This is a genomic window from Natronomonas gomsonensis (assembly GCF_013391635.1).
Taxonomy (GTDB): domain Archaea; phylum Halobacteriota; class Halobacteria; order Halobacteriales; family Haloarculaceae; genus Natronomonas; species Natronomonas gomsonensis_A.
Genome location: NZ_JACAWU010000002.1, coordinates 1,046,317 through 1,059,800 on the forward strand (window position 1 = coordinate 1,046,317; position 13,484 = coordinate 1,059,800).

Here is a 13,484-nt window from a genome sequence, read left to right on the forward strand (position 1 = left end):
AGTCATCGAGCGTGGTTGGTGTAGTACCATGTCGGTTTCCTCTCCGACCTACTCGATCGCTACGCTCGCTCCTTGAGGTCGGAGGCTCCACCTCGAACGACGCTGAACACGAGCCGTTGACGGAGGGTCGTCGACCCCTTTTCCGAAACGAGCGTACCGAGCGCTACTCCGTGCTATCGACCGCGAGAGCCGCCTCGATAGCATCGGCGAAGCGCTCGACGGCGCCGGGCGAACGTTCGAGTCCGAGAAACGGTTCGATGAGCTCCAACTCCGACAGCAGGAACTCGCCCTCCCGAACGATGCCGTCGATGCGGGCGTACGGCAGTGCTTCGGGAGCGAGGTCGAAGCGGGCCCGTGCCGCGTCGAGAATCGATTGCGCGGTCGCTATCGTCGCCTCCCACGGGTCGTACGGTTCGACTACGTCGTTTGCGGCGAAGTCGTCGTCTGCAGGCAACCGGAGGGAGGCGTGGCTGTACTCGCCGCCGAAGAAGACGAGGGAACGCTCGCCCTCGAAGATTTCTGGGAGATATTTTTGGACGAGGAGGTCGCCCTCCGAACGGGCACGTTCGAATCGCTCTCGGGCGTCGCTGTTGGTGGCGGCACCGCGTGAAACGCGCCAGACGCCCGCAGAGCTGGTCCCGATAGTCGGTTTGACGACGGCTTCCGCCCAGCCGCGACGTGTGAGTATCGATTCCAGTTCCCGGTCGCTCGTCGCCGGAACCGCCGCTGTCGGGACGATATCGACGCCGGCCTCGGCGAGGTCACGGAGGTAAGACTTGTGCATGTTCCAGCGGACGACCGACGTGGGGTTGACGGCGGTGACGCCCGCTTCGTCCAGACGGTCCAGCCAGCGTCGGAACGCCTCCGGCTGGCGGTGGTACTGCCAACAGGACCGAAACACGACGGCATCGAACGCCGAGGGGTCGGCCCGGTCGTCGCTCCAGACGACCGGCTCCGCCTCCATGCCGCGAGTCGACAGCTCGGCGGCGAGATCCTTGCCGTCGTCGGTGAGGGAGGGTGCTTTCTCACCGGTGACGAGACCGATATCGAGCGGCGCCATGACTCGGGAGTCGAGTCGGCACGACCGTAAGAATATCGTCCGGAAGTCGAATACAGTAGTCGGGTTACCGGGCGTTCAGACGCCGCGGCCCTGCAGTTTCTCCTCTTCGGGCATCGTCTCGTTGGCCTGTCCCTTCATGCCCTTGCCGATGCCCTTGGCGATGTCGCGGAGTTTCTCGGGGTCGTCGTAGTTGTTGACGGCCTCGACGATGGCGGTGCCCATCGCGGTGGGGTCCTCGGCGCCGAAGATGCCGGAGCCGACGAAGATGCCATCACAGCCCAACTGCATCATGAGCGCGGCGTCGGCCGGGGTGGCGATGCCGCCGGCGGCGAAGTTGACGACGGGCAGTCGGCCCATCTCGGCGGTCTCGTGGACCAACTCGCGCGGAGCCTCGTTGTTTCGGGCCCACTCGTCGCGCTCCTCGTAGTTCATTCCGGAGAGCTTCCGAATCGACCGCTGGATGTTGCGCTGGTGGGTGACGGCCTGGTTCACGTCGCCGGTGCCGGCCTCGCCTTTGGTTCGAATCATGGCGGCGCCCTCGTCGATGCGGCGCAGCGCCTCGCCGAGGTTGCGGGCGCCACAGACGAACGGCGCGGTGAAATCGCGTTTGTCGATGTGGTATCGCTCGTCGGCGGTCGTCAGCACCTCGCTCTCGTCGAGCATGTCGGCGCCCGTGGCTTCGAGAATCTGTGCCTCGGCGGTGTGGCCGATGCGGCACTTCCCCATTACCGGAATCGACACTTCGTCGATGATCTCTTCGAGGGCCGCGGGGTCGGCCATACGAGCGACGCCGCCGCGTTTGCGGATGTCTGCGGGGACTGCCTCCAGCGACATGACGGCGACTGCGCCAGTGTCCTCGGCGACTCGGGCCTGTTCGCGGGTGACGACGTCCATGATGACGCCACCTTTCTGCATCTTCGCGAAGCCGCGCTTGACGAGGTCCGTCCCGCGACGGAGCTCTTCGAGGTCCGTTTCGGTCATACGCCCGTGTTGGAGTCGGACCCACTTAACGCGTGTCTTTCGACGGGTGGTGGCCGGTGCCGAGGTGTTTTTGTGCCATCGCTCGGTGGAGGCCACATGGACTTTCGAGGGTTGTTCGAATCCGACGTGCCCCGCGAGGACCTCCCGCGGTACGTCGCGCCGCTGCCGGAGGCCATCGAGAACCTCGGCCTCAACCTCGCGTGGCTGGTCGTCCTCGTCAACCTCGCCGGCACCGCCTTCGGCTTCTACTACTACCGGTTTCAGTTCCAGATTACGCCCGTCGAGATGTGGCCGTTCGTCCCCGACAGCCCCGCGGCGACGCTGCTCATCGCCCTCGCCTTGGCGGCGTGGAAACTCGACCGGCCACAGGCGTGGCTGACGGCACTCGCCTTCTTCGGCAACATCATCCTGGGCGGGTGGACGGTGTACGTTCACTTCGCCTACTGGGACGCCTTCAGCTATCTCCACCCGGCGATGCGGCAGTTCCTCATCTGGAGTCACGCAGCGATGGTGGTTCAGGCGTTCCTGTTGCACCGAATCGGGGACTTCGACCCGCGGGCGGTCGGCGTCGCGACGCTGTGGTACACCGTCGACACCGTCGTCGACTACTTCGTTCCCGTTCGCGGCGACCTCCATCACACCCTGATTCCGCTGGAGCGGGAGACGCCCGTCTTTTTGGGTGCCGACGCACTCGGCGTCGCGGCCGCCGGCGCGGTCGTGTTGCTCGTCATCGCGGTGTATCTGGCGCTGGCGACACGAATCGAAAAGCAGCGTGCGAGTGCGATTTAATCCAAAAGGCTCTCGCCGGTCATCGCGTCCGGCTTCTCGACGCCGATGAGTTCGAGTAGCGTCGGGGTGATGTCCGCGAGCGTTCCACCCTCCCGGACGCGGCGGCCGCCATCGGTTCCGTCGGGAGCGACGTAGACGAACGGAACGGGATTCGTCGTGTGTGCGGTGTGGGGGTCCTCGGGAGTGCCCATGTCGTCTGCGTTGCCGTGGTCGGCGGTGACGAGTACGTGTCCGCCGGCCGCCCGAACCGCTTCGACGAGTCGGTTCAGTTGTGCGTCGACGGCTTCGACAGCGGCGACGGCGGCCTCGAAGTCGCCCGTGTGGCCGACCATGTCGGGGTTGGCGTAGTTCAACACCAACACGTCGGGGTCCTCGCGGTCGATGTAGTCGACGGCGGTGTCGGTCACTTCGCGGGCGCTCATCTCGGGTTGCTCGTCGTATGTCGGCACGTCCGGACTCGGGATGATTTCGCGGTGTTCGCCCTCGAACTCGACCTCGCGACCGCCGTTGAGGAAGTAGGTGACGTGGGCGTACTTCTCGGATTCGGCCATCCGGAGTTGCGTGAGGCCGGCCTTCGAGACCGTCTCCCCAAGGGTCTCTTCGGGCTCTAACGGCGGGTAGGCCACGGGCAACTCGAAGGTCTCGTCGTACTCGGTCATCGTGACGAGGTAGGTGTCCGGCGGCGTCGTCTCGAAGTCCCACTCCGGGCGGATGTCGGCGAGCATCCTGACGAGTTGGCGGGCGCGGTCCGACCGGAAGTTGAAGAAGACGACCGAATCGCCGTCTTCGAGCGCGGGGCCGTCGGCGACGAGCGTTGGTTCGACGTACTCGTCGGTGTCGCCGCGGGCGTACGACTGCTCGACGGCCTCGACAGCCGAATCGGTCTCGAAGGGCGCCTCTCGGTCGACGATGGCGTCGTAGGCGCGTTTCGTCCGCTCCCAGTTCTCGTCGCGGTCCATCGCGTAGTAGCGACCGCAGACAGTCGCCACGTCGCCGGTACCGGCCTCCGTGGCGACCGCTTCGAGGTCCGCGAGAAAGCCCGCGCCGCTTTTCGGGGCCGTGTCGCGGCCGTCGGTGAAGGCGTGGGTGACGGCATCGACGCCGCGCTCGCCCGCGAGTTCGACCAGTGCGTGGAGATGTGCTTGGTGGGAGTGGACGCCGCCGTCGCTGACCAACCCCATGAAGTGGACGCGGCCGTCGTTGTCGCGTGCGTGCGTGAAAGCGTCGATGATGGCTTCGTTGTCGGCGAAGACGTCGGCGTCGATGTCGTCGGTGATGCGCGTCGAGTCCTGTTTGACGACGCGGCCGGCACCGATGTTGAGGTGGCCGACTTCGCTGTTGCCCATCTGTCCCTCCGGAAGGCCGACGCGTCGACCGTGTGTTTCCAGGGTTCCGAAGGCACCCGTCTCGCGGAGGCGGTCGAACGTCGGCGTGTCGGCGGCGGCGACGGCGTCCGATTCGCCACCGTCGCCGAGCCCCCAGCCGTCGAGGATGACCAGCGCTGCTCTCATTACCCGAGGGAAGCCGTCGGCGGCGTAAGGCCGTGTCGGTGTTCGTCGGTTTGCCGTCTCGGAAGGGTTTTCCCGCGCCCCGCCGGACACCGTGGTATGGACTTGCGGGTCATCGGCGTCCTGCTGCTCGTCCCCCTGCTCGACATCATGCTGCTCGTCGTCCTGGCGACGCAGTTGGGCGGTGTAGTGACGGTCGCACTCGTCGTGTTGACGGCGCTCATCGGACTGCTGCTCGCCCGCGCAGAGGGGCGTCACACACTCCAGCGCCTCCAGCGAAAGCTGGCACAAGGCGAGCCACCGACCGACGAACTGCTCGACGCGGCTCTCCTGTTGGTCGCCGGCGTCTTGATGCTCACCCCCGGTCTGGTGACCGACCTCCTCGGGTTGCTGTTGGTGTTGCCGCCGACGCGGTATCCCATCCGGGTGTTCACCAAGCGGTACGTCGTCAAGCCGTACATCGACGCCCAGACCGGCGGCTTCGCCTCCGGCAACGTCTACATCGGCGGGTTCCCGAACGCCGATGAAGGCGGCGACCCCGGCGAGGAGTTCTTCCGACAGGGCATGGACGAAGGCCGCCCCGGCTCGGAGCCGGTCGATATCGACGAGGACGCCTACGAGTTTTCCGACGCGGAGGAACCTGACGACGACGGCGACGATTCAACCGACCGCCGGGCGTGACATCGCCAACCGAAGGGCCGCCGAAAAGAAACGTTTAAACAACCAACCGCGCTACGATGAAATGCGCCTACCTAGGGCCAATAGCTCAGCTAGGTATGAGCGCTCGGCTGATAACCGGGAGGTCCTCGGTTCAAATCCGAGTTGGCCCATCCCTTTCCCCGGCGATTGTTGTCCGGGGCTGAAACGGGCGCAGACCTCCCCAGCCAACCAATTTCCGGCGATACCACCTTTCCAGCAGCGCCGCTTTTTGGATAATCCGAGGAGGTTTTTGCATGGCCACCCCTCACGTCGCCCGATTCTCTTAGCCGAAACCGGAGGTGCGGCATGACCCGGTACTGTCCGCACTGCGCGGCGAGGATGAAGAAGACAACCTCGCCCGGGTCCGGCATTCCGAGCTACGAGTGCCCGAACGGCCCCCACGAAGCCGGGGAGGTGTACCGCGGACCATGACGAAGTCTCTCCGCTTCGATGTCCTCGACGACGACTCGGCCAGCATCGACCGCGCCCGCAGCACGGACTACGAGGTAGTCACCGACCCCAGCGGCCGCGGCTACATCATCGCTTTCGCCGACAGCGAAGACGTACACCTCGCTGAACTCCAGCGCGAGCCCGACGGCTGGGCCGGTGACTGTTGGACCGTCGACGAAGACGGCACCCGGACCGGCCGCTGCCGCGGCTGGGTCCACCACGACGGCCCGTGCGCCCACCTTTGGGCCGTTCGGTCGCACCTCGCCCGCGAGAGACTGAAAGACGACGACGAGCGACACAGCAACGACGTAGAACGCGCCCTCGCAGACGGCGGCCGACGACGAGGTGAACTGAAGTGAGGGGGACCCGCCCCACACCTTTAGCCTTCCGCGGGGGGGTGTCCGCCACCATACCGTCCAGTCGAAACGACCCCGGTTTTTCGACCCCCCGCATGCGGGGTCCTCGAACCTCCGTTTCATCTGTGTCCGCACACCCACCGCGGTTTGCGGACAGGAGGCGAGCATGAGCAGCGGTTCTCGACTCCCCGGCGATTCGGAGAGCAACGACCGCCACACCGTCGAAGAACGCGCCGAAACTCGACTGTCGGGCGACTTGGCCTATCGACTCGGCCAGTACCTCGACGCCACCGGCGAGAAGAAAAGCTCCATCCTACGGGACGCCCTCGACGAGTACCTTCCGTCATCGGAAAACAGCGCTTACGTGTTACCGAGAGACGGCGACCTCGCCGACGCCTATCTTCAGTTGGCCGACGAGGACGAAAAGCGCGTTTACGACTACGAGGAGGCCGTCGACATCTTAGCGAACAGCACCCACCCGAACACGAAGAAACCACTCATCCGAAAGACCGTCATCGAGCGGTTAGACGGTAGCGGCCTGTTGACGATGAAAGGCGGCCACGTGGCCGTCCACCCCCTGACGCTCCGAGAGGAGGTAACCGACGGATGAGAACGCGAGCGCGAGCCGGTGAAGCACTCGGCGACGTGCTACAACGCCACCTAACCGAGTTCGACGACGGCACCAACGACGACCCCCACGGCCGATAGGGCCGCCGCTCTTTCTTAGAAGACCTCGCCGATGGGTAGCTTGTGCTGTCGCCCCTTCGATTGGTGACCCGAACGGTTCCACCCACCCCGGTCGTTGATGATGCCCGTCACCGTCGACGGCCGACGCCGCTGTATCCGAATCACGCCGTCGTCGGTATCCAGCAGCACGAACGCATACCACGCCGCGTTTTGGCCCTCTGCCGCCGTCATGGACCGATGCTGCTGTTCCCACAGTCGGAACCGCCCCGGCCCCGATCTAATCCTCGACGACGTACTCTTGACCTCGTACTTCGCCCCGGTCGACTTCAAGACGCAGTCGTACCACTCCGCGTCGTTGAACTCCGACAGGCCGTACTCCTCGGCGACCAACGACTCGGCGAGAGAATCGAACTCGTCGCCCTGGACCCGTCGCTGCTGGGACCGGCCGAGAGACCGAATCGGTAGCTCAATCATCCGCGTATTCCCCCTCGTAGCTGTCCGGTGAGGTTTCTGGGTGGCACGTCGGGCACATGAAGTTTCCTCGCATACGGGTCCGTTCCTCGCACTTTCGGCAGACTGTCGGCAAACTCATGGCGCGTACTCCTCCGGGACGGGCGGGTTCTTCTCGACGAACTCGCCGGCGTTGAACACGGTCCACTCGTAGGGGTCCATGTCGGGCATCTGCTCGTAGGCCCCGGCAATCTGCATCGTTGTGAAATATCGCTTCGCCTGCGGACTCTTACGGCCGAGATAGACGAACAGCGGAACGTTGTTCGTCACCGCTTCAGGCAGGTCCCATGGGTGTTGCGAGGTCAACAGCGACCGGATGTTACCAGTCTCGAACCGGATACTGTCTTCGACGTTCCCACCCTGTCGAAACATCCAGTCGAGCATCTCGCTATCGGCGTACTCGTGGCCTTCGTCATGCCCGATTATCTTCGACCCCGGCAGTTCCCGAAGCATCTGCATCACGCCCTCGTGGTCGTCCTCTGAATCCATCGGGATGAAGTTGAACAGCCGATAGCCCGAGCGGTAGGCGTCGGCGAGGTCTTGGAGCGTTCGAACCGTCTTTCCCCGGATGAACGAGTGACCTTTCGCGTTGAATATCAGTCCGAGGTCGTGGTGTCCCTGCTCGACGGCGCGGGTCACCCACCAATTCAGAAGAACGGTCTTGCCACCGAACTCGCTCCCGGCTCCGGTTGCCCCGGTGATGAACACGTGTGCCCCGTCGGTGAGGTAAAATCGGTCGTTCATATCGAGTGAACACCCCCGTCGACCGCCGCGCCGTCGCCCTCGTCCTCGAGGTCGTCACCGTCGCCCGACTCATCACCGCCGGTCGGAATCGACAAGTCGAGTTCGGCGGAGAGCAGCAGCAGGAACGCCACGGTGAGATGCACCCAAGCCGGCGTTCCGTGCGCGTTGGACGCCTTTTCGATTCCGGCCTCCAAGTGGGCGTACCACGGCGTCGAGAGGTCGAACGACCCGCGGGCCTGCTGTGGCGAAACCTCCGGTTCCGTCGAGGAGAGCATCGACCGAAGCCCCGACGTGCGCGACGACTCCCGAGACGACTCCCGACTTGTCTCGTCGGTCGACCTCTCAGACGTCTGCCGTCCCTCTGCCGCCTCTCGGTCCGGTTCCTCTCCGAGCGCCTTCGCCGCGGCCGAAGACGGGTCCATGTCCCCCATCTTAGACCACCTCGTAGTTCGGCCCGTTGTCTGTTTGTGACCCACGCTGCTGACCACGCAATTTCATGAACGCGAGCCCGGCGACAGCGACCGCCCCGACCGCGAGGCCGGCCGCCGCGGACCCCTCGCCAGCAGTTGCCGCCCCTGCCGGTGGGTCCGGGTCGTCGTCGCCCCCGTCGTCGAGGTCGTCGTCGGGAGTGTCGGTCTGAATCTGTTCGGCCGGTTCTGTCGGGTCCCGGTCCGCCGGCCCGTCGGGCGCGGTCGGGAAGTCGACCGACCCAGTGTCCTCGGGAGAGGGTTCGGGAGTTGACTCGTCGGAACCCTCTGAATCTTCTGCCGTCTCTTGATTTCCGTCCCCTTCGAGAAGCGCGTAGGCGTCCGCCTTGTTCGATACCTCCGCGTGGAGGTCGTCTTCCTTGTTTATCATGTGCATCACAGCCCCGTTTTTCGTCGAGAACGGGCCGCCTTCTTCACATCCGATCGGACAGGCTGGAACAGTCATTCGGCACCTCCGGCGATGTGTCGGACGTGGGCCGCTACCCGGTCTATTCGACCGTCGACGGCCTCCTCTGCCTGTTTTCGAGTGAACCGGACAATCAACTTGTACACGACATAGACCCACAGGAGGCCTATCAACGGTTGGAACACGAGTATCCCCGCCAGTACCCCCAGCAGGAGCAGCAGTTCGAAGCTTACCATACGCCGATTAGTCTTGTCTCCATCTACTAATATTAGTGGGTGGTACAACTCAGTTGTAATGTTCGGAGAAGTACCAATCCCGTTCACGGGAGAGACGATTGATTTCGGCGAGCCCGGTTCGGCCGCCGCTACGGTCGTTCTCCTCATCCTCGGGATGACTGTGTTCGCCATGTCGCGCGACATCGGCGACGAACTCGCATCGAACGCAAACAGCTTCATCGGGAACCTGCTGGGGGTCAACCCCGCGGGCGACGACGGGGCGGACAGCCCTGAGGTGGTCTAAATGGCCCGTCCGACCCTCTACAATCCGCGCCAGCGCGGTAACAGCTACCTCTACCCCGACTCCTCGCCACAGTTCATCAACGGCGCGGACCTCGACGGGGCGACTCTCCAGAGTGGTGAGTACATCACCATCTGGAGCGAAGACGTGAAGGCGGACACTCTGAAGTTCTTCGGCTTCGGGCCGCGGAACCGAGAGGCCGCCGACGCGAGTTTCGCGTACTGCGAGCTCCTCGCCGACGGCTCCGGCACCGGCGCCGACGGCGACCAGATTTCGGGCAAGCTGCGGCTGGCTATCGTCGACTCGACCGGCGACGACATCCGCCGCCGCGTGTTCGGTGACCTCGACGACCTCGCCGACGCGAAGGGCGACTCCCGAACCGACCGGCCCATGCAGGCAGAAGTACAGCCCGCCGCCAGCCAAGACAAGAGCCTCGCCCTTCAGGTGAAGGTCGACGCCTCTCAGGACGGTGTCGTGGTTGGCAACGACAGCAACGTCAAGCTACACTACGGCCTCTACTCCGGGGCCTGAGGTTCAGCATGACCCAATTTTTGGAACACAACCACGGTGACCAGCGATGAGCAAGACGATACCAGAAGACGAGCGCGTTCAGGTCGTTACCGAGCAGATGCTTCAGCAGGACGCGATGACCATTCGGAACGACGAAAACGGGACCGACATCCAAATCTTCGGGTCCGAAGACGCCGAAGGCAGCGGTATCCCGTTCCGCACAGACGACGAGTTCGCTATCCGAGAAGAACAGGGCTGGGGATTCGATACCCTCGATTTCTCAGACGGTCTCTGGATGGAAACGGTATCGTCGTCAACGAGTCAGGTCCAGGTGCTGAAGGGCGTGGCTTTGGAGCGGAACGTTCGCCGAGACGTGCGCGTGTCGGCGACGGTCTCCTCGAACACCTACCCGAACGGCGCCGATTTCGACACAGCAGCCGGCGACAGCTACCCGGTCGAAATGACGAACTCCGGCACTATCGAGGAGGTTCTTCTATCCATCGTCGAGGGAGAGGTTAACGTCGAAATCGACACCGTTGACGGCGGTACCGTCGTTATCCCCGTCGACCAGAAAGCCAGTATCGAGAGCTATTCCGCCGAATCGGTGACTATCACCGACCCGAGCGGGACCACTCCGCGAGTCGCAGGGGGGTGGGCTGGCGAATGACTGATTTCGACCCCGGCCCATCGTCTGTCCGCGACCGCGACATCAACCCGAAAAGCGTCGGGAAGGACGACCCGGCAGAAGCGTTCTATACAGAGGAAGCAAACGGCGATTTCGACGTGACGTATCCAATAGACGAGGCCTCGCCGCAAGTGTCCAACAGGCCACTATTTGATAGTGATTACACGGATACAACGCTCTACTGCTCCCCAAACGGCAGTCGTGAGGCGGCAGGGACAGAATCGGACCCGCTTACGCTCCGAGGGGCGTTAGAGACTGTGCCGTACTTTCCGAATCGTGCGTATATTATTGACCTTTACACCGTTCCGTCAAGCAATGGTAACCTCCCGGCCGTGTACGATTACGATGGGGCTAGAAACATAATTTGGAGCGTGTTTAACGGCAATAATAAAGGCGAGGTACGGATTGTTGGCAACAGTAATGACCGCACCGATGTTCAATTGAAGCCGACAGTCCAAATGATGGCGTGGGCACGTTCCGACCATCTGAATTTCCGCGACGTGACGTTTAACAACGGCATCCAGACCCACGGGAAAATGAGGCTTGATCGGTGTACAATAGTGAACAATAACTTTAGTTCATTCACCAACAAATGCATCGGGACGAAAAGCGGGATCGTGTTCCTATCGTCAACGACAATCGGAGATGGGACACATGGGACAGCGATTAACGTTACAAATAATCCTTACATGGCGTTCCAGTCCTGCACAATCAATAACGACGGGTCACAGTCCCCTATTCAATCAAACGTCGGGGGGCAATTCTCGTTTGCATTTACCGACAGCAGTACAAACGGCACCGCAACACCAACAGACACACGAGGAATGACTGATTCCGAACTGGGTGGTGTAATCGACGGTGCTGCCACAACGCTGGTCAATCATGATGGGCGGATTGTCATCACAGAGTCTAACGCCGGGAACTCCCACATCCACAAGCCCGCCAAGACAGTTTAGGTGGTGTAAAAATGTTCAACGGCCGAGTTTAAACCCGACCATTTGGTAGGTAGTCGGTGGTTTTCCGACATTCAAATGGCTGACCCGACATTAACACCGACTTGAAATTATAATAGATTAGGTAAATTAAAAATCAGTGTTTGACCTACTGCCGCTTCGCCTCTACCCGGTAGAGAACGACGAACCGACTGTCATATACTCGATTGATTCTCGGGTCTGACTCAACATACCGGAAGTCCCCCTCATTATACCGAAACCCATCATACAAATCGGTCTCTAGTATTTTATCACGGATATGGATAGCTAAATAAAAATCGTCAGAATATTCGGAAGAGAGTGAACGATTTGCAAAATGGTCAGGGACTTGCCTAGAGGCGGGAACTCGTCCATTGACTAATAACCCCCGTCTTGTGGCTTCTGAAACACCGAATACAGCTTGGAAATACCGTTCTGGTGGTGTTCTAACGCTACGAAATTTATTCTCCTCCGCGCCGAACTCAGCTGTCGATTCGTAACTTTGCACTGCTGGTTGCCGGATCTCTCCAGAGCCTTTCAAAATGTATGGCGACGGATATACGACTGGGACAGACACCAACAGCATAATGACAAAGAATACAGATAGCGCTTCTTTGGAGATCTTTGCTGGCAGTTTTTTGTTTATAATGGCAAGTGCTGAACCACCCAAAATCGTCCCAAAAACCATCAACACACCCAAGAATCTGAACGGGATGGTGTTTGGCCTGATTACAATGAAAAAGGCAGACACCAATGATATTGGTATGAGTGATACTGCAAACCCAAGCACTAGATTCGTTTTCCCTCGTTCTTTGCGGGAGTGCTTTCGCAGGAATAGCCAGAAGACGAAACTAATCGTCAAAGCCACGAACACTGCACTAACTGTAAAGAGTCGGGTACCCAACTCGACAACAGACGTACCTAGATCAGTTAATGAACCAGCAGTTGAATCCACGCGACTCGAACCCCCAATATCAATGAACAGGATATCGCCTATGTATCCGCTCGCAGCTACCCAGAACCGCCGGTGTTCGAGAGTCCACACAGCCGTGGCTACGCCCAAAAAAACCGACAGGCTGAGAGGGAAGTGGATAGACCACTCCTCGTAGCACCACGACAGAAAATGCGATGCAATTGATACGGCACCTAAAATTGCAGTGTAAATTATGGCATGCATCGGGTGTAATAGAATCAATGTCGCCGTAGTGAGCAAAACTAGAAATTTCCATCGACGACTCCGAGTGGTGGCTGCCTGAATAGTGACGAAGATTAGAAGCGGGTAGAATAAGACCGCTTGGCTCGTCGGATGGGGCATCAAATAAACGCCGATATGATTGATTGGAAGAAAAAGGAGCCCTGAAAATACACCTATAGTGGCTGCTTGCTGACCTGGGGCTTCTATGATGGAAATAATCTGCCGAACAGCAACACCTGAGGAGACGACGAATAGAACAACAAACACAAAGACTATCAAGAGTAGCGAGCGGTTCGGTTCTAAATTCGTAACTCTAGTAAGCTGCGCTGCGGTAAGGTGAAGGAGGGGATAGAGGAGATCTGTCGCAACAATTGAAGACCTTAGTATATCTTTCGTCCAACCGACGTGGGTGAGTGGGTCACCTTTCCCAATCATATATGAGCCCCGTAGTAATGGCAACCCCACTATAGCAAGCATACTTGATGCTACTACAATAGTGCCTGACCAATGCGGATCTCGGTGAATAGATATCTTTACTCCAATTATAATGGCTATTCCGGCAAGAGCCCAGAAGAGTAGTGGAGTAGAAGTGTAGATGGATATGGAAAATAGGGCGCTATCCCAGAAAACGGCGACTGCTACAGCGACCAAGACAGCAATCCCGCCCAATTTGGCGAACTGTGATTTCATGACTAAATTATGGGAATTGGGATTCCAAGTTCGGAGTTGAGAATAACAAAGAACGAGACGATTGCTCCAATAGACCCGATAATGACGATATTACGCACTTTTCGTCTTTCAGCACCACTTGATGGCATAAAATAGTACGCTAGTGCGGTGAAAGATGTGTAAGCTGCAATATATAACCTTGAGTACGTCAGCGCATGGAAAATGATTAACATGAGTGTGATTACAAGAGCTGAAAAAAT

At 60.4% G+C, this 13,484-nt stretch carries 17 protein-coding genes and 1 tRNA gene; 9 read left to right on the forward strand and 9 right to left on the reverse strand.

The genetic code is table 11. The annotated features are described in order from the left end of the window. Positions 1-163: 163 nt before the first annotated feature. Positions 164-1,060 (reverse strand): ATP-grasp domain-containing protein, encoded by an 897-nt coding sequence (locus tag HWX69_RS13950; protein ID WP_178917680.1) that lies wholly within the window; start codon positions 1,058-1,060, stop codon positions 164-166. A 75-nt stretch (positions 1,061-1,135) separates the two neighbouring features. After that, positions 1,136-2,041: a pyridoxal 5'-phosphate synthase lyase subunit PdxS gene (gene pdxS / locus HWX69_RS13955; protein ID WP_178917681.1), complete on the reverse strand. Its 906-nt coding sequence runs from the start codon at positions 2,039-2,041 to the stop codon at positions 1,136-1,138. 96 nt (positions 2,042-2,137) lie between these two features. Between pdxS and HWX69_RS13960 the strand changes: the two genes are divergently transcribed. Further along, positions 2,138-2,830, forward strand: coding sequence for a DUF1405 domain-containing protein (locus tag HWX69_RS13960; RefSeq protein WP_178917682.1), 693 nt, complete (start codon positions 2,138-2,140; stop codon positions 2,828-2,830). On the opposite strand, the gene gpmI is transcribed toward HWX69_RS13960, so the two are convergent. Beyond that, complete coding sequence (gene gpmI, locus HWX69_RS13965) at positions 2,827-4,341, reverse strand: 2,3-bisphosphoglycerate-independent phosphoglycerate mutase (RefSeq protein WP_178917683.1); 1,515 nt, start codon at positions 4,339-4,341, stop codon at positions 2,827-2,829. The genes HWX69_RS13960 and gpmI overlap by 4 nt on opposite strands. Before the next feature lie 96 nt (positions 4,342-4,437). Between gpmI and HWX69_RS13970 the strand changes: the two genes are divergently transcribed. The 4 genes from HWX69_RS13970 to HWX69_RS13985 all read left to right on the forward strand — a co-directional run bounded on the left by HWX69_RS13970 (position 4,438) and on the right by HWX69_RS13985 (position 6,453). Continuing rightward, a complete protein-coding gene (locus HWX69_RS13970; protein WP_178917684.1) occupies positions 4,438-5,019 on the forward strand; it encodes an FxsA family protein in 582 nt (193 codons plus the stop codon). A gap of 74 nt (positions 5,020-5,093) precedes the next feature. After that, a tRNA-Ile gene (locus HWX69_RS13975) sits at positions 5,094-5,168 on the forward strand. A 297-nt stretch (positions 5,169-5,465) separates the two neighbouring features. Further along, complete coding sequence (locus HWX69_RS13980; RefSeq protein WP_178917685.1) at positions 5,466-5,846, forward strand: hypothetical protein; 381 nt, start codon at positions 5,466-5,468, stop codon at positions 5,844-5,846. A gap of 163 nt (positions 5,847-6,009) precedes the next feature. Continuing rightward, on the forward strand, positions 6,010-6,453 hold the full coding sequence (locus HWX69_RS13985; protein WP_178917686.1) for a hypothetical protein: 444 nt from the start codon (positions 6,010-6,012) through the stop codon (positions 6,451-6,453). Positions 6,454-6,566: 113 nt separating this feature from the next. On the opposite strand, the gene HWX69_RS13990 is transcribed toward HWX69_RS13985, so the two are convergent. The 5 genes from HWX69_RS13990 to HWX69_RS14010 all read right to left on the reverse strand — a co-directional run bounded on the left by HWX69_RS13990 (position 6,567) and on the right by HWX69_RS14010 (position 8,914). Further along, positions 6,567-7,004, reverse strand: coding sequence for a hypothetical protein (locus HWX69_RS13990; protein WP_178917687.1), 438 nt, complete (start codon positions 7,002-7,004; stop codon positions 6,567-6,569). 114 nt (positions 7,005-7,118) lie between these two features. After that, the gene (locus HWX69_RS13995; RefSeq protein WP_178917688.1) at positions 7,119-7,784 is read right to left on the reverse strand and encodes an ATP-binding protein; all 666 of its coding nucleotides are present in this window, start codon (positions 7,782-7,784) and stop codon (positions 7,119-7,121) included. Then, positions 7,781-8,215, reverse strand: coding sequence for a hypothetical protein (locus HWX69_RS14000; protein ID WP_178917689.1), 435 nt, complete (start codon positions 8,213-8,215; stop codon positions 7,781-7,783). The genes HWX69_RS13995 and HWX69_RS14000 overlap by 4 nt, the downstream gene beginning before the upstream one ends. A gap of 1 nt (position 8,216) precedes the next feature. Further along, entirely contained in the window at positions 8,217-8,717 is a 501-nt protein-coding gene (locus tag HWX69_RS14005; RefSeq protein WP_178917690.1) for a hypothetical protein, read from the reverse strand. Then, on the reverse strand, positions 8,714-8,914 hold the full coding sequence (locus tag HWX69_RS14010; protein ID WP_178917691.1) for a hypothetical protein: 201 nt from the start codon (positions 8,912-8,914) through the stop codon (positions 8,714-8,716). Before HWX69_RS14010 ends, HWX69_RS14005 begins: the two co-directional genes overlap by 4 nt. Before the next feature lie 58 nt (positions 8,915-8,972). Between HWX69_RS14010 and HWX69_RS14015 the strand changes: the two genes are divergently transcribed. Genes HWX69_RS14015 through HWX69_RS14030 form a run of 4 tightly spaced genes read left to right on the forward strand, consistent with a single transcriptional unit; the run spans position 8,973 to position 11,345 of the window. Then, a complete protein-coding gene (locus HWX69_RS14015) occupies positions 8,973-9,197 on the forward strand; it encodes a hypothetical protein (protein ID WP_178917692.1) in 225 nt (74 codons plus the stop codon). Then, positions 9,198-9,725 (forward strand): hypothetical protein, encoded by a 528-nt coding sequence (locus HWX69_RS14020; protein ID WP_178917693.1) that lies wholly within the window; start codon positions 9,198-9,200, stop codon positions 9,723-9,725. Between the two features lie 46 nt (positions 9,726-9,771). Next, positions 9,772-10,371 carry a hypothetical protein gene (locus HWX69_RS14025; RefSeq protein ID WP_178917694.1) on the forward strand — a complete coding sequence of 200 codons (600 nt, stop codon included), beginning with the start codon at positions 9,772-9,774 and terminating at the stop codon, positions 10,369-10,371. Beyond that, on the forward strand, positions 10,368-11,345 hold the full coding sequence (locus HWX69_RS14030; RefSeq protein WP_178917695.1) for a hypothetical protein: 978 nt from the start codon (positions 10,368-10,370) through the stop codon (positions 11,343-11,345). The genes HWX69_RS14025 and HWX69_RS14030 overlap by 4 nt, the downstream gene beginning before the upstream one ends. 145 nt (positions 11,346-11,490) lie before the next feature. On the opposite strand, the gene HWX69_RS14035 is transcribed toward HWX69_RS14030, so the two are convergent. Continuing rightward, positions 11,491-13,245, reverse strand: coding sequence for a hypothetical protein (locus tag HWX69_RS14035; RefSeq protein ID WP_178917696.1), 1,755 nt, complete (start codon positions 13,243-13,245; stop codon positions 11,491-11,493). Between the last annotated feature and the right edge of the window lie 239 nt (positions 13,246-13,484).

Coding starts and splice junctions, on each gene's coding strand:
- HWX69_RS13950 (WP_178917680.1), bottom strand. CDS start 1,060: ATGGCGCCGCTCGATATCGGTCTCGTCACCGGTGAGAAAGCACCCTCC.
- pdxS (WP_178917681.1), bottom strand. CDS start 2,041: ATGACCGAAACGGACCTCGAAGAGCTCCGTCGCGGGACGGACCTCGTC.
- HWX69_RS13960 (WP_178917682.1), top strand. CDS start 2,138: ATGGACTTTCGAGGGTTGTTCGAATCCGACGTGCCCCGCGAGGACCTC.
- gpmI (WP_178917683.1), bottom strand. CDS start 4,341: ATGAGAGCAGCGCTGGTCATCCTCGACGGCTGGGGGCTCGGCGACGGT.
- HWX69_RS13970 (WP_178917684.1), top strand. CDS start 4,438: ATGGACTTGCGGGTCATCGGCGTCCTGCTGCTCGTCCCCCTGCTCGAC.
- HWX69_RS13980 (WP_178917685.1), top strand. CDS start 5,466: ATGACGAAGTCTCTCCGCTTCGATGTCCTCGACGACGACTCGGCCAGC.
- HWX69_RS13985 (WP_178917686.1), top strand. CDS start 6,010: ATGAGCAGCGGTTCTCGACTCCCCGGCGATTCGGAGAGCAACGACCGC.
- HWX69_RS13990 (WP_178917687.1), bottom strand. CDS start 7,004: ATGATTGAGCTACCGATTCGGTCTCTCGGCCGGTCCCAGCAGCGACGG.
- HWX69_RS13995 (WP_178917688.1), bottom strand. CDS start 7,784: ATGAACGACCGATTTTACCTCACCGACGGGGCACACGTGTTCATCACC.
- HWX69_RS14000 (WP_178917689.1), bottom strand. CDS start 8,215: ATGGGGGACATGGACCCGTCTTCGGCCGCGGCGAAGGCGCTCGGAGAG.
- HWX69_RS14005 (WP_178917690.1), bottom strand. CDS start 8,717: ATGACTGTTCCAGCCTGTCCGATCGGATGTGAAGAAGGCGGCCCGTTC.
- HWX69_RS14010 (WP_178917691.1), bottom strand. CDS start 8,914: ATGGTAAGCTTCGAACTGCTGCTCCTGCTGGGGGTACTGGCGGGGATA.
- HWX69_RS14015 (WP_178917692.1), top strand. CDS start 8,973: ATGTTCGGAGAAGTACCAATCCCGTTCACGGGAGAGACGATTGATTTC.
- HWX69_RS14020 (WP_178917693.1), top strand. CDS start 9,198: ATGGCCCGTCCGACCCTCTACAATCCGCGCCAGCGCGGTAACAGCTAC.
- HWX69_RS14025 (WP_178917694.1), top strand. CDS start 9,772: ATGAGCAAGACGATACCAGAAGACGAGCGCGTTCAGGTCGTTACCGAG.
- HWX69_RS14030 (WP_178917695.1), top strand. CDS start 10,368: ATGACTGATTTCGACCCCGGCCCATCGTCTGTCCGCGACCGCGACATC.
- HWX69_RS14035 (WP_178917696.1), bottom strand. CDS start 13,245: ATGAAATCACAGTTCGCCAAATTGGGCGGGATTGCTGTCTTGGTCGCT.